The organism is Litorisediminivivens sp. KMU-197 (assembly GCF_056858395.1).
The window spans coordinates 26,344-45,549 of sequence record NZ_JBXEQG010000015.1 but is presented as its reverse complement, the minus strand read 5'-3'; the positions used below and the strand labels follow the sequence as shown (position 1 = coordinate 45,549).

Below are 19,206 nucleotides of genomic sequence, written 5' to 3'. Positions count from 1 at the left end.
GCGGGGTGTTTGTAGATAACCCGATCTTCTTTGATGGCGTTCCGGATATCCTCCGGATCGTCATCGCCACCCCAGTCATGTACTTCGGCATCATCGCGGTGATCCGCATCGCGGGCAAACGCTCGACCTCGCAGATGAACAACTTCGACTGGGTGGTGACGGTTGCCATGGGCACGATTGTCGCGTCTGGAATCCTGAACAAGGAAACCACGGTCATCGAAGCCTTCACCGCGATTGGCGGGCTGCTCGCTCTGCAATACGTGCTGACGCGGCTGATCATCCGCTCCGACAAGGTCTCTGCATTGGTCAAGGCCGAGCCCGCGCTGCTTCTCCACAAGGGAGAGTTCCTGCGTGAGGCCCTGCGGCGCGAGCGTGTCAGCACTGACGAAGTCATGGCGGCGATCCGCAGCCACGGGCTGACCTCGGTCGATGAAGTGCAGTGGGTCATCCTCGAGACAGACGCGACCATGAGTGTCCTGCCACGACAAGACGAAAAACGTGATGGATTCACAGCAATGGAAGGCGTCGACGGCTTTCCTCCGAAGGAGCAATAGATGTCATATCAACGCTATCTCGAACCGCCCGCGCTCGACACCGGGTTCCTGCGCACATTGGCGTGGTTCAGCCTGTTCGGCTGCGCCGCTTTCGCGGTGTCGATCCTGATTGCGGATTTCGTGGTGCCCGATCACGACTGGATCGCCGACACGATCAGCGACCTGGGGGCCGGAAAGTACGAATACATCGTCGATATCGGCATTTACCTGTTTTCCGCATCTTTGATTGCAACTGCGCTTGCGGCAGCACATCTGCACGTTGGCGGATGGCGCTGGAGCGCGGGAATCGTCGGTTTCGGCATCCTCGCCCTGCTGGTTTTCCTGATCGGCGCGCGCAACGAATACGGCGACGCAGACAAGGACGGCACGGTGATTCACATCTACCTCGTCTATGCGGTCGGCGTCCTGATGGTGCTGATCCCGGCCGGCATGGCTGAAGGCGCCGGACGCATCGGGCGAGCCTATGGCATGATGCTGATCGCGTTGGCCCTTCTCTGGCTGGTCTCGGCACCGGTGTTCTTCTTCCTGCCCACCGATGTGGACGGGCTTTATGAGCGCTATCTGGGGTTGATCGCCATGGCGACCGTCGGAACCCTGTCATGGATGTTCATCCGTTACGCGAGGGCCTTGGAGTGAAAGTGACCCACAGGCCCTTGAAACCGGGCGCAGGCCCGGTATGACCTTGAGGGAAAGCTGACCCTGGGAAGAAACCGTCATGCGCATGCGCGATACCTTCATCAAGCCGATGCACCCGGAGGGCCGCAAGTTCGTGGCCGCCTTTGCGGGGGTCACCCTGGTGCTGTTCCTGCTTTGGGAGCCGCTGGGCTGGATCGGCGTGCTGCTGACGGTCTGGTGTTATTACTTCTTCCGCGATCCCGAGCGGGTGACCCCTGCCCGCCCGGATCTGGTGATCAGCCCGGCTGACGGCGTGGTGTCGCTGATCGAACCGGCGGTGCCGCCAGCGGAGCTGGGCATGGAAGACCGCCCGCTGACCCGCGTCAGCGTCTTCATGAACGTCTTCAACTGCCACGTGAACCGGTCGCCTGTCGCGGGCACGCTGAAAGAGCTGGCCTATCGGCCCGGCAAGTTCTTCAACGCCTCGCTGGACAAGGCGAGCGAGGACAACGAGCGCAATTCGCTGCGCGTGACGCTGGCCGACGGGCGCGACATCGCAGTGGTGCAGATCGCCGGGCTGGTGGCGCGGCGGATCATGTGGTGGGTCAAGCCGGGCGATACGCTGGCGGCCGGGGAACGCTTCGGACTGATCCGCTTCGGGTCGCGCGTCGACGTCTATCTGCCCGACGGCGTGGAGCCGCTGGTGGAAGTGGGCCAGACCATGGTCGCGGGCGAGACGGTGCTAGCGGTGCTGGGCGATCCCAATGGATAACCCGCCCCCCGCCAAGGAACGGGCGCACCGCTCGGACCGGACGCTTGCGCTGGCACAGCTGCTGCCCAATGCGCTGACCGTGCTGGCGGTCTGTGCCGGGCTTACCGCGATCCGCTTCGGGATCGCCGGCAACTATACGCTGGCGGTGCAGTTCATCATGGCGGCGGCGGTGCTGGACGGCATCGACGGGCGTATCGCGCGGCTTGTCGGCGGCGAAAGCAAGATGGGCGCCGAACTAGATTCGCTGGCCGATTTCCTCAACTTCGGGGTGGCGCCGCCGCTGATCCTGTTCTTCTGGGGCCTTCAGGACGTGCCGGGCATCGGCTGGCTGGCGGTCTTGACCTTCTCGGTCTGCTGCGTGCTGCGGCTGGCGCGGTTCAACGTCGGGTCCAAGTCCGAAGACGCGCCGAAATCCTTTGCCTATTTCGAAGGCGTGCCTTCGCCCGCCGGCGGGCTTCTGGTGATGCTGCCGATGTACCTGACCTTTGCCTTCGACGCGCAGCCGCTTCCCGGTGTGCTGGTCAGCATCTACATCGTGTTCATCGGGTTGATGCTGATCAGCCGGGTGCCGACATGGTCGTTCAAAACCTCGCGGGTGCCGCGCGAAAACGCCAAGTACCTGCTGGTTGCGGTGGCGCTGGTGGGGGCTGCGGTGCTGACCTTCGCATGGCTCAGCCTGATCGCGCTCTGCCTGGTGTATGTGGCAACGGTGGTCTGGGCCTGGTTCGCATGGAACCGCCGCAAGAACCGCGCAGGGTGAACACAGGACAGAGACGGGGCAGGGGGCTCCGGCGCTAATTGGGGCGGCGTGCAAGCCAAACCGCCGCGCCCTGATGCCCGCTGGTGCGTCCGATAAACCGACGTCTTGTACCGCATGCACACCGATTTTCCATTGACTTGATGCAGCGAATAGCCGCTTCTGTCCACAAGTGGCGCGAAAAAGGCCACGTTGAGCAGATCAAGGCAACCAGATGATTCCCGTGACACCCCTCGTGGCCGAAAGACCTTCGGACCTGGCCACCGATATATCCGAACGGCTGATGGCCGCGATCCGTGAGCACCTGCTCACCGCCTTCGCGCCCGACAATACCAAGAGCTTGCGCAAGTTTTCGGCCCCCGAAGTGGCCGACCTGCTGGGCGTGTCGGGCCAGTTCATGCGCAAGCTGCATGGCGAGGGCACCCTGCCCGAACCCGAGGAACTGCGCGGCGGGCGACGTTATTACAGCGCGCAGGACATCCGGCAGGCGCGGACGATCCTTGAAGCCACGTCGCGGCGCAAGGGCCGCTACCTGCCCGGACGGCGCGGCGCCGACAGGTTGCAGGTCTGGCAATTGATGAACTTCAAGGGCGGCTCGTCGAAAAGCACGTCGACCATCCATCTTGCGCATTACCTCGCGCTGCGTGGCTACCGGGTGCTGGCGGTTGACCTCGATCCCCAAGGGTCGCTGTCGTCGATGTGCGGGCTCAGCCCGGAGATCGAATTCGACGGGCTGACCGTCTATGACGCGATCCGTTACGACGACCCGGTGCCGCTGTCCGACGTGGTGCAGGAAACCTATTTCCCGGGCCTATCGCTGGCCCCTGCGCGGCTGCTGCTGTCCGAGTTCGAAACCGAATCCGCGGTCCATTCCAGTCCCGACCAGCCGTTCTTCACCCGCATCCGCGCGGCGCTGGAGGAGGTGGAAAGCGACTATGACATTGTGCTGATGGACAGCCCGCCGCAGCTGGGGTTCCTGACCATCGCCGGCATGGCGGCGGCGACCTCGCTGCTGGTGCCGCTGACGCCGTCGATGCTGGATGTTTCGTCGACCGCGCAATTCATGGAATTGGTCGGCGCCTACATGACGGTGATCGAAGACGCGGGCGCATCGCTGCAATACGATCACTTCCGCTTCCTCATCACCCGCGACGAGCCGACCGACGTGCCGGCGCAGCAGTTGACCGCTTTTATGCGGGCGCTGTTCCAGGACCGGGTGATGTCGGCGACGGCGCTGAAAAGCACGGCGATCAGCGATGCGACGATGCTGAAACAGTCGATCTACGAGGTGACACGGGGCGACATGACCCGCGCCACCTATGACCGGGCCAAGGCGTCGATGGATGCGGTGGGCCACGAGGTCGAGACGATGATCCAACAGGCATGGGGGCGCGGTTGATGGCACGCAAATCATTGAACGACCTGTCCGGCATCGCCAGCACCATCGCCCGGTCGGGCAGCGCCAAGGACCGTTCCGCGCGAAATGCGGCACCGGCGCTGGGGGCCTTGCAGGGGTCTCTTTCGGCGATCCGCGAGTTGGACCCGACGCTGGTCGATGACTGGGGGCCGATGGACCGTCTGGACGAGTTTACAGCTGTAAACGACGATGACGAAGGCGGGTTCGAGGCGCTGAAGGCCAGCATCCGCGACGGAGGGCAGCAGGTGCCGATCCTCGTTCGGAAGGCGTCTGACAACCGCTACGAGGCGATCTACGGGCGGCGGCGCCTGCGGGCCTGCCGCGAACTGGGGGTCAAGGTCCGCGCCAATGTGCAGGAGATCGACGATGCCACGGCGCTGCTGGCCAAGGGGCTGGAGAATGCGGCGCGGCGCAACCTGTCATTCTATGAAAAGGCGCGGTTTGCGCAGGCGATCCGCGACGCGGGGCATGCCTCGGCTGTGGTGCGGCAGGTGCTGAACCTCTCGGCCTCGGGGCTGTCGCATCTGGTGAAGGTGACCGAGAACGTGCCGTCCGAGGTGGGGCTGAGGATCGGGGCCGCGCCGAAATCCGGGCGGCCGAAGTGGACGGCGCTGGCCGAGGCCTTTGCGGCGGGGAAGATCACGGCCAAGGCGGCGCTGTCGTGTCTGGACGGGCTGGACGGCGTGGCATCGGACGAGCGCCTTGACAGGCTGCTGAAGGAAATCCAGCGCCGCGGCAAGACCCCGGCGGAGGTGCAGGAGGTTCAGCCGGTGGAGGGTGTCACCATTCGGACGGGCAGGGCGTCGACCACCATGACGATCCGCAAGGCCGACGGCTTCGCCGATTGGCTGGAGCAGAACCTCGAACGGATGATCCGTGAGGCGCACACCGAGTTTACAGCTGTAAACGAGTGACCGCCGACCGGCGGGATCGGATGCTTTCTCTGCGGTAGTGTTGCGCCCATTTCGGCATCTTGCAGGGGAGGCCTATGAGGTCCCGGAAGGAATTTGCGTGGGGCAGGGGGGTGCAGTCGTAACGGCGACGAGACATCGGTACTGGACTTGTAGGGGCGGACGTGTTTCTTTTGCAACCGGTTGCATAGCGTTGCGGAGGAGACCTCATGCTGGACCACAGGAAACACGCACCGCAGGTTTGGCTGGGCGATGCGGACTGCGACATCGAGGTGTTCCGCCAGCATATCGCGCAAGAGGCACGGGCGGAGGATTACCCCTCGGCCGCAGAGATCGTCCGCAATATCCCGATTTACGACGGCGCGGCCATGCGGCAGGCGATGGAGGATGAGGATCCGGCGCGGGCGGTGATGGCCGAGTGGAACAAGGCGTTCCTGTCCGGGCCGGGGATCATCGCCATACGCGGCGGCCACGCGGATACGGCCCTGCTGGACGCGGTGACGGAGGCGCTGAGCGGGATCATCGCGGCGGAGGAGGCGGCGGGGGCCGGCAAGGGCGATCACTTCGCGGCCTCGGGCGCGAACAGCCGGATCTGGAACGCGCATGAAAAGCTCTGCATCCGCGCGCCCGAGCTTTACGCCCGCTACAACGCCAATGAACTGATCCGGCGGGTAAGCGAAAGCTGGCTCGGCTCGGGCTACCAGATCACCACGCAGGTCAACGTGGTGCGCCCCGGCGGCAAGGCGCAGACGGCCCACAGGGACTATCACATGGGCTTCCAGGACGTGGAAACGCTGAAGGGCTATCCGGCCTCGCAACATGCGCTGTCGGCCGCGCTGACCCTGCAGGGCGCCGTTGCCCATAGCGACATGCCGCTGGAGAGCGGGCCGACGAAGCTGCTGCCGTTTACGCAGAGCTACCTGCCGGGCTATATCGCGGTGCTTCTGCCGGAGTTCCGGTCGCTGTTCGAAGAGTCCTATGTGCAGCTGCCGCTGAAGAAGGGGGATCTGCTGTTCTTCAACCCGGCGACCTTTCATGCGGCGGGCGAGAACCGGACCGGAGATACACAGCGGTTCGCCAACCTGATGCAGATCGGATCAGCCTATGGCCGGTCGATCGAGATCGTCGATCGCAGCCGGATCACGCTGGCGGTCTACGACGACCTGAAGCGGCTGCTGGAGAGCGGCGTGCTGACCGCGCGCGAAGCGGACAAAGTGGTGGCGGCGACGGCGGAGGGCTATCCGTTTCCTGCCAACCTCGACATCGATTCGCCGTTGTCTGGGATGGCGCCGCCAAGCCAGCAGGACGTGCTGCGGCAGGCGCTTGCCGAGGGCTGGGGCAGGGCGCGGCTGGAGCAGGAAATCGCGGCGCAGGACGGGCGCAAGCGGTCGCACTAGGGGGGACGGCCGCAGTCGCTGGGGAACGTCCCGTGGTCAGGCCCGGGACGGCGTTGCGTGGGGTGTTGCGGGGCGGGCAGGGGCGCGGTACGCTGTTGGAGCACCAATCCAGAGGCCGCCCCGTGTCCGTCCACAAGCGATCCGTCAGTTTCACCGATGCCGCCATCGCATTCGCGCAAGAGCTTGTCGATGCCGGCGAGTATCCCAATGTCAGCGCCGCCGTCTCGGGCGAGTTGGCGCGGGCCAAGGCGGCGCGAGAGCGTGACGCCCGACTGCTGGAGGCCGAGGTGCAGCGCCGGCTGGCCGTTCCGGCCTCGGAGTGGGAGCCGCTGGGCGCATTGAGCGAGGTGACGCGGGGCGCACGCGACTGGCTGGACGGGTTGGACAAGCCGGGCCGGTGATGCGGCAGATCCGGCATCCGCTGGTCGACAGCGATATCCTCGGGATTGCCCGACATATCGTCGACGTGACCGATGGCGACATCGGCGCGGCGCGTCGGCGGCTGGACGAAATCGATGCCCTGATCGCAGCGATTGCGGAAAACCCCGGTTCCGGCGCGCGTCTGTCGGGGGCGCTGCAGGGCTGGCGTGTGCGGTTTGGCGGGGCAGGGCGGCGATTGACGGTAGTGTTCCGCATGGATGGAGAGGTGCTTTACATCGCGCTGGTGGCGTTCGGCGGGCGCGATTGGCTGACGTGGGCCGAAGACCGGCGGTAGACGTTCAAGCTTGGGACGTGGTGAAGGGCAGGGGGGCCTCTTCGGTCCGCCTAGATCGTTTCCACTGGACGCGAGCGGTGCGCCAACCTCCAAGCGAATCGCCCTGACCCGCAGATAACATAAACCGTGTTACCCGTACCCAAGGCGGCGGGCGGGACGCGTGGTGCGCCCCGCCCGGCTGTCATTCGGCGGCCAATTGCAGACCCTCTGTGCCGCTGGTACGGTAATGCAGGGTCGCGTCGAACAGCCCCTCTGGCCGCCCGCAATCGAACCGACGGCCTTCGATACGGCATGCGTGGATCCGACCGAGCGCCGCAATGGCGTCGGTCAGCTGGATTTCGCCGCCGCTACCCTCGCCTGTGCGATCCAGTTCGTCGAAGATCGCCTCGCCCAGCACGTAGCGGCCGACGGCGGCCAGACTGGAGGGTGCCTTGTCCGGATCCGGCTTCTCGACCAGGCCCCGCGCCGGGATGACACCGCGGCCACTGTCCTCGACGTCGAAGATGCCGTAGCTGGACACCTCTTGCCGCGCCACTTCCATCGCGCCGACGAGGCTGTTCATGCGGTCGGGATCGAAAGCGTCGACGAAATTCGACAGCTCGGAGGCACCAAGGATCAGGTCGTCGGGGAGCACCACGGCAACCGGGCCGGGCAGAACGTGCGGCCGCGCACAGAGCACGGCATGGCCGAGACCCTTCTGCTCATCCTGATAGACCATCACCACTTCGACGCCGTCGGGCGTGCCGGTGCATTGCAGACGCGACAGTTCTCGGTCCTTGCCCTTGTCGCGCAGGCTGTCCTCCAGACCCTCGTCGCGGGCAAGGAAATGTTCGATCGCGGATTTCGAGCGGTGCGAAACGATGACGACACGCTCCACCTTCGCCTCGCAGCACTCGTCTAGCGCAAATTGCAGCAGAGGGGTGTCATAGACCGGCAGCAATTCCTTGGGCACGGATTTCGAGGCCGGCAACATGCGCGTCCCCAAACCGGCCACCGGGATGATGGCAGTTCTTACCTTATTCATCGTCAATCCTCAAAACTCTCGGGCGGTTCAATTCGATTACAGCAGCGAAACAGGTGTCGGTCGGGCAATGTTCCCGCCGAATTGCGCCGTCCCAACGGGTCGGACGGCTAACCCCCGGAAGCGGTTTGAAAAAATATCCAAGCTACGTGGATGCGCCCGAATGGGGTATGATTGGTGTGTCCGCACACCCCTGCAGCGGCTGCCGTCGACGGGAACAAGCCGCGCGGCGAGTTGTTTCATCATCATCGTGATGTTGCCCGGCCTGCCGGACCGTCGTGCATTTCATAGGGGAAGGATTGTCGATCATGCGCATTGCTCTTGTCTCGCCTTTGTTGGAACGCGTCCCACCGACGGCTTACGGCGGCACCGAACGGGTGGTGGCGACGCTGGCGAATTGCCTGTCCGCCGAGGGTCACGAGGTCACGCTGTTCGCCACCTCCGACAGCTGCGTCAATGCCACCCTCGTGGGCTGCCGCGACCGGGGCATGCTGACCGACGAACGACGCCACGACCGCGTGCCGGACCACATCCTGATGATGGACGAGGTGCGCCGGCGCGAACGGTCGTTCGACATGATCCATTTTCACACCGAGTTCCTGCACTTCCCGATCTTCCGGACACTGGCCCACAAGACGCTGACCACCTGTCACATGCGCATGGACCGGCAGGGGCTGCCGAAGTTCTTCAGCGCATACAAGCAGTTCCCGCTGGTTTCGATCTCGGACGCGCAACGCAAGCCGTTGCCCGAGGCCAATTGGGTTGAGACCATCCCGCACGGCTATCCGGCGGACCAGTATCGCGCGATTCCCGGACCGCGTGGCGATGCGAACGGCGAATACCTCGCTTTTCTGGGCCGGATCACGCCGGAGAAGGGCATTGAACAGGCCATCGAGATCGCCAAGCGCAGTGGAAAACGGCTGAAGATCGCCGCGCGGATCAACATTCAGGACCGCGACTATTGGGAAAAGCGCATCGCGCCGCAGGTCGACGGCGGCCAGATCGAGTATGTTGGCGAGATCGCCGATCACGAGAAATCCGAATTTCTCAGCCGCGCCAGTGCCTTGCTGTTCCCGATCTGCTGGCCCGAGCCGTTCGGACTGGTGCTGATCGAGGCCATGGCCTGCGGCACGCCGGTGATCGCCACCCGCAGCGGCTCGGTCCCCGAAGTGATCGACGACGGGCGGACCGGCTTTATCGTCGACAGCACCGAGCAGGCGGTCGCGGCGGTCGGACGGCTGGAGGTCTTCGACCGCGCCGTCATCCGCCGGCGCTTTGAACAGCGGTATTCTGCCAAGGTCATGACCGGCCGTTACGTCGATCTTTACAGGCGGGTGCTGGCATCCCACCGTAGCGACGATATGGAAAGCCACCGTGCCGCGGCGCGCGAACACCTGCGGCGGCTGCGTGGCAACCGGGAAGCGAATGGAAACCGCCCCACCGATTCGCCCGACCGGCCACGCGGCGCGGGCGTCAAACCTGTCCAGTACTGACGAAAGCCGAATAACCCATGGACGACGCACGAGAGCCCGAAGTCACCCAGCCGCCGCTGTATCGCGGCCACCTGAAAGACGCCGTCATTCCCAACGATTTCGGTCCCGACACCCGGGACGATTACCAGGTTCTGAAGGACGGCGACCTGTTCGCCGTCTTCGATCCGGGCGGCGACATGAACGGCCGCAACGACATCGGCGAGATGCTGTCGAAGGACGGCCTGTTTCACTGCGACACCCGCTACCTGTCGCGCTTCGCGCTGACCGTCAACGGGGTGCGACCGACCGAGATGGGCCACGAGGCCTGCTATCATTCGGGCACCTTCCGCTGCGATCTGGGCAACACCCGGCTGATCGACGACCTCGGTCAGGAGGTGCGGCCCTATAAGCTGCACCTGTCGCGCGAACGCTTCCTGTCGGACGGAATGTATGAGACGCTGACCATCACCAACTTCAACCTCGAAGAGGTCAGCCTGGATGTCGTCTATGACTGCTGGGCCGATTTCCGCGATGTTTTCGAAGTGCGCGGCGTGATGGCCGACGAACGCGGCCGGTTGCGTCCGCCCGAGGCGGGCGACAACCGGCTGGTGATGTCCTACGACACCCGTGACGGGCGGCGCTTGTCGACCGAGGTGCTGTTTCTGGTGCCGGTGTTGTTTCAGGGTATCCGCCCGCATGTCACCCTGACCATCCCGCCGGGCGAGAGCCGCTGCATCGAGACCATCGTGCGCATTTCGGACGAGGCGGTCGGTGCCGAGCGTCCGGCCAGCCGGGACCGGTCGCACGGGACCAGCGACCTGCGGCAACCGCCCCGCACATTCGAGGACGCGCAGGCGGACCTGCGCAAACGTCTGAGCCGCAAGATCGCGCGCACCGCCAAGATCACCACCGACAACCCGGAGTTCAACGCCTGGCTGACCCGGTCCTCCGTCGATCTGGCGATGCTGTCGGGGACCTTGCCGACCGGGCCCTATCCCTATGCCGGGGTGCCGTGGTTTTCCGTTCCGTTCGGGCGCGACGGGATCATCAGCGCGCTTCAGGTGCTGTGGCTGAACGCCGACCTTGCGGACGGGGTGCTGGGGTTTCTTGCCTCTGTCCAATCCACCGAAAGCTCGCAGTTCCGCGACGCCGAGCCGGGCAAGATCCTGCATGAATCACGCAATGGCGAAATGGCGCGAATGGGCGAGGTGCCGTTCGAACGCTATTACGGCGGCATCGACCAGACGCTGCTGTTCATCATCCTCGCGCATGCGCATTTCCAGCGCACCGGACGGGTCGAGCGGCTGCGCGAGCTGCGCCCCAATATCGAGGCCGCGCTGGACTGGGCCAAGACCTATGGCGACCGCGACGGCGACGGCTTCATCGAGTATTTCCGCGCGCAGGATACGGGCCTGCGCAACCAGGGCTGGAAGGACAGCAACGATGCGCTGTTTCACGCGGACGGCAGCCTTGCCGACGGGCCGATCGCGCTGATCGAGGTGCAGGCCTACTACGTCGCCGCCCTGCGCGCCGCCGCTGATATCTTCGAGGCGCTGGACGCATCCGACCGGGCCGCGCCGCTGCGCAAGCAGGCGGACGATCTGGTCGAAGCCATCGACCGCGAATTCTGGGACGACGCGTTGCAGACATGGTGCATCGCGCTGGATGGCACGAAGTCGAAGGTGCGAGTGGCAAGCTCCAACGCCGGGCACGTGCTGTATTCCGGTGCGGCGAAATCCGGGCGGGTCGAGGCCTTCGTTACGCAACTGAATGAAGCCGAGATGTTCACCGGCTGGGGCGTGCGCACCATTCCGCAGGGCGCGTCGCGCTATAATCCGATGGGCTACCACACCGGCAGCATCTGGCCGCACGACAACTCGCTGATCTGTCGCGGGCTTGCCCGGTATGGACACGCGGACACCGCGCGGCGGATCACCGAGGCGCTGTTCGATGCCAGCTGTCATTTCGACGAACACCGCCTGCCGGAGTTGTGGTGCGGCTTCGAGAAAACCGACAATGGCGCGCCCATCGCCTATCCCTCGGCCTGCTCGCCGCAAGCTTGGGCCGCCGGTTCACCGTTCCTGTGTCTTGAGGCCTGTCTCGGCCTGAGGCTGGATGCACAGGCGGGCAAGATCATGATCGACGCCCCGACCCTTCCGCAGGGAGTGGATGAAGTGACCATCAAGGACCTGCCGCTGCACGACACAGGCGCCGACCTGCAGTTCCGACGTGTCGGCGACGAGATCGAGGTTCAGGTGCTGAAAGCAGAGGGCCTCGCCGTAGAGCTGGACGGTCAGCCGCTCAGGTAAAGCGGGCCGCATAGGTTTTTCGCAGGGCGCGCCCCCGCGCATGGCAAGGCGGCAAAGGGGCTCAGGCGCCCTTTGCCTCGCCCAGTCGGTCGGCCTTTTCGGCGCCGCGTTCGCCCATCGGCTCATCCGGGCCTGTTGTCGAATCCTGCGTGGTCTGGGCTTCGATCTCGGAGTTCAGTTCCGCGCCCAGCAGCACGATGAAGGACGACAGCCACAGCCACATCAACAGGATGATGATGCCCGCCATGGAGCCGAAGGTTTCGTTGTAGCTGCCGAAATTGCTGACGTAGAAGGAAAAGCCTATCGACGCCGCCAGCCACAACACGCAGGCGGTCACGCTTCCTACGGTCAGCCATTCCCATTCCGCATCGTCGCGTGACGGGCCGTAGCGATACAGGGCCGCGATCCCGGCAATCGCCAGCGCCGCCAGAAGGACCCAGCGGCCCCACACCAGAACGGTTTCCAAGGTCGGGCCGAGCCCGATGAATTCCACGATAGTCGGCACACCGATGGCGGCCATGATGCCCAGTACAAGACCCACGGTCAGCAGCAGCGTCAGTGCCAAGGTGGTCAGGGTGCGCTTGATAAAACCGCGTTCTTCGTCCTCGTCATAAGCCACGTTGAGGCCCTCCATGAGGCTGCCGACGCCCTTGGACGCGGAATAGAGCGCAAGCCCGAAACCGATGAGAAACGCCCATCCGAGGCCCTGGTCCTGGGAGCCTGTGACCGCGACGGCCTGGTCGATGATGATCTTGGCAGCTTCCTCGGGGACCACGGTGAGCATGCTGTCAAGCTGGTCGGTGACTTGCGATGGCTCGAGGATCAGCCCAGCCAGCGCCATAAGGGCCGTGACGGCAGGAAACAACGCCAGCAGACCATAGAATGCCACGCCTGCCGCAACGAGCGAGACATGGTCGGTTGCGATCTCATCCTTGACGCGAAGAAGGATGTCCTTCCAGCCGCTCATGGGGATGTCGGTGGGGCTTGTTGCGTGCCGTCCGCGTGCCATTCAGGTACTCCGTAAAAGTGCGGCCCGCCCCGGGGGCAGGCCGCTGATCGTGGTTGGGGTCAGGACTTGCTGACGTCTCCGACCTTCTGCTTCTCGGCCTCGGACTTGGCTGCATCGGCAACCCGCTGTCCGGCGGACTTGGCCTTGTTGACCGCGTCCTGCGCCGCATTGTCGGCGTCGGCCTTGCTGTCGGCGTCCTGCTTGGCCTCATCGGCGATCTTCTTCGCCTCTTCGGTCGCAGCCTGGGCCACCTTGGTCAGCTTGGACTTCTCTTCGTGGTAGACGCGTTCGGCCTCGTTGAAGAGCGCGTCGCTGTGCTCGCCCAGGTATTCGTCTTCGGTGCGGCTGCGCGGCAGCGCGGCGCCGAGGGCAGCACCGACGGCCAATGCAAGGGCACCGACGACAAGGGGATTGTCCTCGTAGAAGTCGGCGGCGCGTTCCTGACCACGGCGACCGTAGACGCCGGCCTGCTCCCAGGCCGAGATGGCCCGTTCGCGTGCGGCGATGACGCGTTCGCGTGCTTCTTCGCTCAGCTGATCGGTGCCTTCCGAGATACGGGCACGGGCGCGGCGTGCGCGCTCGGCAGCAGCAGCAGAGGCGTCACGGACACCACCGGCGACCGACGAGCCTGCCGAAGCGGCTGCGTCACGGGCCGAGCGGGCACCGCTGGCCACGGACGATCCGGCGCTGCGTGCGCCTTGCGCGACCGAGGACCCGGCGCTGCGCGCACCGCTTGCAACCGAGGACCCGGCCGATGCGGCGGCATCGCGGGTGGAACGGGCGCCATCGGCCACGGACGACCCGGCGCTGCGCGCGGTGTCGCCGACCGAAGAAGCCGCGGATTTTGCGCGGTCACCGAAACCGGGACCGTCATCGTCCGAGCCACGCGCCCAGCTGGGCAGGGTCTGCGAGCGGTATTCACCGGCGTAGTAGCGGCGCGACAGATCGCCGGGCTGCTTGGTGCTCAACTCGCTCGAGCGACGCGGGTCGCTGCCGAGAGTGGCGGTGCGACCGACGTAGAGGTCGCGACGCGAGTCACCATAGTCGCGATACGGATCGTCGTAATCGCTGTAGTCATGGCGGTCGTGGTTCTCGCCGCGATAGCTGTGGCGCACGTAACCACGGCTGTCATGACCGCCGCCACGCTGGGTCTTGTCGCCGAACATCAGCCAGGCAAGGCCGACGCCGGTCAGAGCCAGACCAAGCGGGTTGCGCTTGACCGCCTCCGACACCGAGCGGCCGATTTCGCCGCCGTGTTCGCGGAACTGCGCGGTCACTTCGCGGGCCACACCTTCGACCGAAAAACGGTCCTGCAGGTCGTCCAGCGTGTGCGACAGCCCGGCGCGCTCACGTTCGATATCGCGTTCGATCTCTTCGGGGCTGCGGGTATCATTTGTCATCGTAAACTTCCTTCACGGTTTGAGCGTCGCGCTTGACGTTCTTGGCGGTGCGCGTCGGCGCAAGGCTGCTCAGTTTCAGATCGTTGGTGCCCTTGTTGGCCATGATGAAGGCGATGATCGCAAAGGCGACGCCGACGATCAGGGCGGACCAGCCGGCGGCAATCCCGGCTTCGGTCAGGGCAGCGACGAGTGCCGCGCTCAGCACGTTCAGCGCTGTCAGGGCAACGATGACGGCACCGACCAGCAGGCCAATGGCGACACCGGCGGACTTGAGGTTTTCGTTGACCTCGGCACGCGCCAGATCAACCTCGTTGCGCACCAGCGAGCTGACGTGGCTCAGCGCGTCCGACAGCAGCGATCCGGTGGATTTTGTGGTGTTCGGGTCGGCACTCATACCTTGCCTCCTGTGGATTTGGTTGCGGGCGACGTGGTCGTCGTGGTCGAGGTGACACCGCCGACAGAAGAGCCGGTTGCAGCACCGGTCTGCGGGGTCGCGGCAACAGCGCCGGAGCGCGGGGAAGCGACCGGACGGTCCATGCTGTAGTCATCCTCGTGCACGCTGGTCGTGCCGGTGCCGCCGTAAGCGGAGCCGGTGTCGCGCGGCGAGGTCGAGGCCTTGGCGAAACGCGTGGCGGCAAAGCCCACCAGCGCGGCACCGCCGAGGAAAGCGATCGGATTGCGGCGGGCGAAACCGTTCAGGTCGCCGACGATTTCCGACAGGTCCTTGCCACGCACGGCTTCCGACGCATCGGCAAGACCGCTGGCAATCTGGCTGAGGGTGCGCTCTTGCGGCGAGCCGTCGCGCATCTCATTGGCTGCGGTCCGCAGGGCCGAAGCCACGTCCTTCACCTCATCCGCGGCGGTGTGCTTGGCTTGGTTGGCATAATTCGTGGCCTCGGTGGTCACGGTGTCGGCCATGTCGCGCGCGGTGGTTTTCGCGGTCTCGGCGGCGTCCTGCGCGGCGCGGCGGGCGTCATCCTTGAGCTCCTGACCGGTGCTCTTGCCGGTCGTGCCGGGCGTCGTGGTTCCGTATGTCTTGTCGGTCGTGTTCATTGCGGTCTCCTATGTCAAAAGACGAGGTTCAGAATGGCGAGGACGATCACGATCACGCCGATGAGGTAGAAAATTCCGTGCATCCGCTGTTCCTTTCAGATGTTGGCTCAGTGGTCTTGGAACACAACTTGGTGAGGGGTTGACGGTTCCATGCGAATCGTTCGCGAACGTCGAATTCCCCTTATCCAAAGCGTTTTCAGACCGGTTCGGGGTGTCGCACATGCAGTTCGGTCTGGTCCGCGCGGGCCAGAAGGTCGAGCCACCGGCGACGAACCGCCTGCTGGCGGAAGGCTGCGTTGGTGGTGATCTCGGGGAACCGGCGCCGCCAGATTTCGATGCGGTCGCGAATGGCCGTGGGGTCCGAGCAGTCGATCAATTGCCCCGGCCCGGTGACGACCTCGTCATTGGCCCCCAGCCCGCGCTGCGCCAGCACCGGCGTACCCACGGCATTGGCCTCGGCCAGCACCAGTCCGAAGGTTTCGGCAAAGCTCCCCTGCGGATAGAACAGGCAGAGCGAGCTGCGCATGGCACGGATCATCGCCGCATGTTTGAGCGAACCCAGCACCTCCACGCCCTCCGGCATCGGCCCGGTGTCCCACCGTAGGTATCCCGGATCGGCGACCGCCAGCGTCAATTCGGGGATGTCGCGGCGCAGTGCGTCGAACCGGGCGAAGACCTCTTTCAGGCCCTTGTGCGGCGACGAGGCAAACAGCAGCCGGTTCATGTCGCGTGGCGCGTGATCGGGGCGAAGGTGATCGGCGATCGGGTTGTACGCATGGGTGATGCGCGGCTTCGGCCCGTCGCCGAGGAAACCCTGCATCCAGCGCGCGTGGCTTTCCGACACGCAGACCACGGTGATGCTCGCGTCGCGCAAGGGCTGGCCCATGCGGCGGTTGTGCTTGCCGGGAAAAACGTGCAGCCAGAGAAAGATCGGCGCCTCCGGATGCTGCTTGCGCAGCTTCAGCGCGACCTTCCATGAGTTGATGACGATCAGCGCATCAACCTTGCCCATACGATCGAGATCCCACAAGGGACGCAAGGCACCGGCCGCACCACGGTCGGCCACGGCGCGGGCGTTCTGGAAATGCAGGAATTCGACGGTATCGTTCAGCGCGGAACTGACGCGCATGACGGTCGCCTCGGTGCCGCCGAGGACACCGTTGCGCAGATCGACCGGTCCGTACCCCTTGGGGCACATCGGATCGACAAGCGCCACGCGAAAGCGGTCGGTTGGACGGGCACGGCTCATTGTGCGGCCTCCAGCGGATAGTCGACGTCCATCCGCCCGAAGAACCGGTCGACGGCGGCGCGGGTGCGGTCGCTCATCGGCACGTCGCGGCGGCTGAGCGCGGCAGGGTTCGATACGAAGGCGATTTCGAGGTTCGGAATGTCCACCGGCACCGGGTCCATCCGGCCGGTTGCCTTCCAGTCCTCCACCTTGCGCCAGACCGCGTGGCGGTCCGCCACCCGGCGCGGGCTTTCGTAATCCGAGGATGCCGATTGCGTCAGGCTGTCGGGCGTCTCGATCTTGGTCAGCAGGATCTCGGGGACGACGCGCAGCACCTCGCCGCTCAGGATCACCCGGTTGCGGAATTCGCGGTCCTCTTCGATACAGTCGTCGAAACCGCCGAGCCGCTGGAACAGCGCTTCGCGGAACAGGCCCGAATTGACATGGGTCCATTCGCCCGGCACGCCGGAGCCCAACTGCAGGTTGGGAAACAGGTCGTCCAGCAGCGACAGGTCGCGGTTGATGACCTCGCGCCGGCCATCGGGCAGGATCAACTCGTGATGCACCAGCACCGCCGCACACTCAAGTTCGCCGCCCGGTTCACGCCCGGCCAGCTTCCAGTTGAGGCATTCGTCGGCCTTCATCCCCTGCTGGGTGATCCGGCGCACCTGTTGCAGCACCTTATCCCGGTGGGGAATGTCGTCGCTGTCGTGAAAGGTGACGGCCTCGCCGCCGGTGACCAGAAGGCCGGCGTTCTTGGCATGGGCGGTGCCGAGGTTGTTCTGAAGGCGGATGTAGTTGAACCGCCGGTGGCCGAAATACGGCCGCAGGACCTCTTGCGTGTTGTCGGTGCCGGCGTCGTCGACGACAGTGACCTGCACGTTCCACCACGACTGGTCGAGCGCGGCGCCGACAGCGGTTTCAATCAGGTGGGCGCGATTGTGCGTCGGGATGATGATGTCGACGCGCGGGGCAAGCGGGTTGGTCATGATGCAATACCTTGGGCAGATGTTTCGGTTGTCATTCGACGATAAGTGCTGAGCGCGCGATCGGTGATCAGCGCCGTCGGCAGCGGCAGCGCAATGGCGATCACCGCCAGCACCACGAGCGGTCCGGCCTGAAGCGCGGCCGGCAGGGTGGCGAGGCTGACGGCAGCCAGCACAAGGGCGCAGACCGGCAGTTGCGCGGCGGTGGCTTCATGATCCTTGTTGGTGACGGTGAACTGGCTGCGCACGCCCACCAGCCCGTCAAACGTGGCCTGTGCCGAAACCGGCGCCAGCGCGATGCGGCTGGCCAGCCCTGACAGCAGTGTCCGACCGCCAAGGCCTTCGCGGTTGCCGACGGCAGCCAGCCGCCACAGCATGTCGACAAGGCCGAGCAGGATGGTCGCGCTGGCCAGCTCGACGGCCCAGACCGCATCGCGCCCCAGCGCCAGCATCGCCAGCAGGATCGCCGCCGGAACCAGCGAGAAATTCAGCCAGGCGGTCAGCTGCGAGGCGATCGCCAGCCGCTTGCGCAGGCTGAGACGCGGGTTCGGTGCCAAGAGGCCCGGCAGGTGCAGCATCAGTGTCCGCAGGTTGCCGCTGCTCCAGCGATAGCGTTGCTTTTCAAGGTCACGCAGAGAGAACGGCAGGTAGCCGGTGCCCACCACGTTCGGAATGAAGCGGCCGGAATAGCCTTTCTGGCAGAGGCGCACGCCCAGTTCGGCATCCTCGGTCGTGGTCGCACCCGACCAGCCGCCGCTGGCGCGCAGCGCCTCCACCGAGATCACGCAGAGCGTGCCGGTCAGCAGCATCGCCTCGACACTGTCGGCCATCGGTGCGCTGGAGCAGAAGTATTCCTTGAGCTCGGTATCGACCCCCTGCGCCCCGGCCTCAGAACCGATGTAGGCCTGCGGGAATTGCACAAAATCGCCACCGGTGGCCGCCAGCGCCTCGGCGGCGCGGGTCAGGAAGGTCGGCATGACCTGATAATCGGCATCAACTGTGACGATGTGGCTGGCATCGGGGCGGCTGTGCTCCAGCGCGATGTTCAGCGCGCCGGCCTTGGCGCCCTCGACGCCGTCACGGTGCAGGAAGGTGAGATTGCGCCCGGCGCTTTTGCAGAAGGCCTCGACCGGTCGCCACAACGCCGGATCGGTGGTGTTGTTGTCGATGACGATCACCTCATAGGCGTCCTGCGGCCAGTCCTGACGCTCCAGCGCGCGCAGGGTGGCGATCACCATCTCCGGCGGTTCGTTGTGCGTCGCGACGTGGACCGAAAACACCGGCGCGGTCTCTGCGTTCATGGCAGAGGTTTCGGCCCGCCGCCGCGACCCGGCGGCGACGCGCAGGACCATGACGGCGACCTGCACCGCCAGCGCGACGCCACAGAGGGCTACGCCGACGGGAGGGAACATGAGACAGATGCCAACCAGAAAAACAAGAAACAAGCAGCCAAGCGGCATCGTTCACCCCCAAGGTGTTAGATCGGACCGACCGAAGTGTCGGGTTGTAGAGGACGGAAATTCAGCCTTCCGAGCGACCAACAGGCTTCCACGGCGGTTTGTTCCAGCGCGACTGGACGCACGAAACGCA

General features: G+C 65.1%; 19 protein-coding genes. 11 read left to right on the top strand and 8 right to left on the bottom strand.

The window, feature by feature from the left end; all coding sequences use genetic code 11:
- The first annotated feature begins 5 nt into the window (after window positions 1-5).
- The 9 genes from AC04PT_RS19085 (at window position 6) to AC04PT_RS19045 (ending at window position 7,138) form a co-directional block, all read left to right on the top strand.
- Entirely contained in the window at window positions 6-554 is a 549-nt protein-coding gene (locus AC04PT_RS19085) for a DUF421 domain-containing protein (protein WP_482875382.1), read from the top strand.
- Window positions 555-1,190, top strand: coding sequence for a DUF998 domain-containing protein (locus AC04PT_RS19080; RefSeq protein WP_482875381.1), 636 nt, complete (start codon window positions 555-557; stop codon window positions 1,188-1,190).
- A 79-nt stretch (window positions 1,191-1,269) separates the two neighbouring features.
- Window positions 1,270-1,941, top strand: coding sequence for a phosphatidylserine decarboxylase (locus AC04PT_RS19075; protein WP_482875380.1), 672 nt, complete (start codon window positions 1,270-1,272; stop codon window positions 1,939-1,941).
- Window positions 1,934-2,701, top strand: a complete 768-nt coding sequence (gene pssA, locus AC04PT_RS19070; RefSeq protein WP_482875379.1) for a CDP-diacylglycerol--serine O-phosphatidyltransferase — start codon at window positions 1,934-1,936, stop codon at window positions 2,699-2,701. Before AC04PT_RS19075 ends, pssA begins: the two co-directional genes overlap by 8 nt.
- Before the next feature lie 211 nt (window positions 2,702-2,912).
- On the top strand, window positions 2,913-4,097 hold the full coding sequence (repA, locus tag AC04PT_RS19065) for a plasmid partitioning protein RepA (protein WP_482875378.1): 1,185 nt from the start codon (window positions 2,913-2,915) through the stop codon (window positions 4,095-4,097).
- Window positions 4,097-5,029 carry a plasmid partitioning protein RepB gene (gene repB / locus AC04PT_RS19060; protein WP_482875377.1) on the top strand — a complete coding sequence of 311 codons (933 nt, stop codon included), beginning with the start codon at window positions 4,097-4,099 and terminating at the stop codon, window positions 5,027-5,029. The genes repA and repB overlap by 1 nt, the downstream gene beginning before the upstream one ends.
- Window positions 5,030-5,235: 206 nt before the next feature.
- Window positions 5,236-6,423: a phytanoyl-CoA dioxygenase family protein gene (locus AC04PT_RS19055; protein WP_482875376.1), complete on the top strand. Its 1,188-nt coding sequence runs from the start codon at window positions 5,236-5,238 to the stop codon at window positions 6,421-6,423.
- Window positions 6,424-6,545: 122 nt separating this feature from the next.
- Window positions 6,546-6,824 carry a hypothetical protein gene (locus tag AC04PT_RS19050; protein ID WP_482875375.1) on the top strand — a complete coding sequence of 93 codons (279 nt, stop codon included), beginning with the start codon at window positions 6,546-6,548 and terminating at the stop codon, window positions 6,822-6,824.
- Entirely contained in the window at window positions 6,824-7,138 is a 315-nt protein-coding gene (locus AC04PT_RS19045; RefSeq protein ID WP_482875374.1) for a type II toxin-antitoxin system RelE/ParE family toxin, read from the top strand. The genes AC04PT_RS19050 and AC04PT_RS19045 overlap by 1 nt, the downstream gene beginning before the upstream one ends.
- 181 nt (window positions 7,139-7,319) lie before the next feature.
- On the opposite strand, the gene AC04PT_RS19040 is transcribed toward AC04PT_RS19045, so the two are convergent.
- A complete protein-coding gene (locus AC04PT_RS19040) occupies window positions 7,320-8,162 on the bottom strand; it encodes a UTP--glucose-1-phosphate uridylyltransferase (RefSeq protein ID WP_482875373.1) in 843 nt (280 codons plus the stop codon).
- Between the two features lie 305 nt (window positions 8,163-8,467).
- On the opposite strand from AC04PT_RS19040, the gene AC04PT_RS19035 reads away from it, so the two are divergent.
- A complete protein-coding gene (locus AC04PT_RS19035; RefSeq protein WP_482875372.1) occupies window positions 8,468-9,652 on the top strand; it encodes a glycosyltransferase family 4 protein in 1,185 nt (394 codons plus the stop codon).
- Between the two features lie 17 nt (window positions 9,653-9,669).
- Window positions 9,670-11,940, top strand: coding sequence for an amylo-alpha-1,6-glucosidase (locus tag AC04PT_RS19030; RefSeq protein ID WP_482875371.1), 2,271 nt, complete (start codon window positions 9,670-9,672; stop codon window positions 11,938-11,940).
- 61 nt (window positions 11,941-12,001) lie between these two features.
- Here AC04PT_RS19030 and AC04PT_RS19025 read toward each other — a convergent pair whose 3' ends face one another.
- The 7 genes from AC04PT_RS19025 to AC04PT_RS18995 form a co-directional block, all read right to left on the bottom strand.
- The gene (locus AC04PT_RS19025; protein ID WP_482875370.1) at window positions 12,002-12,949 is read right to left on the bottom strand and encodes a YihY/virulence factor BrkB family protein; all 948 of its coding nucleotides are present in this window, start codon (window positions 12,947-12,949) and stop codon (window positions 12,002-12,004) included.
- A 59-nt stretch (window positions 12,950-13,008) separates the two neighbouring features.
- Entirely contained in the window at window positions 13,009-14,349 is a 1,341-nt protein-coding gene (locus AC04PT_RS19020) for a DUF3618 domain-containing protein (protein WP_482875369.1), read from the bottom strand.
- On the bottom strand, window positions 14,339-14,743 hold the full coding sequence (locus tag AC04PT_RS19015; protein WP_482875368.1) for a phage holin family protein: 405 nt from the start codon (window positions 14,741-14,743) through the stop codon (window positions 14,339-14,341). The genes AC04PT_RS19020 and AC04PT_RS19015 overlap by 11 nt, the downstream gene beginning before the upstream one ends.
- Complete coding sequence (locus tag AC04PT_RS19010; RefSeq protein WP_482875367.1) at window positions 14,740-15,402, bottom strand: hypothetical protein; 663 nt, start codon at window positions 15,400-15,402, stop codon at window positions 14,740-14,742. Before AC04PT_RS19010 ends, AC04PT_RS19015 begins: the two co-directional genes overlap by 4 nt.
- Window positions 15,403-15,598: 196 nt before the next feature.
- Window positions 15,599-16,651 carry a glycosyltransferase gene (locus tag AC04PT_RS19005; RefSeq protein WP_482875366.1) on the bottom strand — a complete coding sequence of 351 codons (1,053 nt, stop codon included), beginning with the start codon at window positions 16,649-16,651 and terminating at the stop codon, window positions 15,599-15,601.
- Window positions 16,648-17,619, bottom strand: a complete 972-nt coding sequence (locus tag AC04PT_RS19000) for a glycosyltransferase family 2 protein (RefSeq protein ID WP_482875365.1) — start codon at window positions 17,617-17,619, stop codon at window positions 16,648-16,650. Before AC04PT_RS19000 ends, AC04PT_RS19005 begins: the two co-directional genes overlap by 4 nt.
- The gene (locus AC04PT_RS18995) at window positions 17,616-19,028 is read right to left on the bottom strand and encodes a glycosyltransferase family 2 protein (RefSeq protein WP_482875364.1); all 1,413 of its coding nucleotides are present in this window, start codon (window positions 19,026-19,028) and stop codon (window positions 17,616-17,618) included. The genes AC04PT_RS19000 and AC04PT_RS18995 overlap by 4 nt, the downstream gene beginning before the upstream one ends.
- Between the last annotated feature and the right edge of the window lie 178 nt (window positions 19,029-19,206).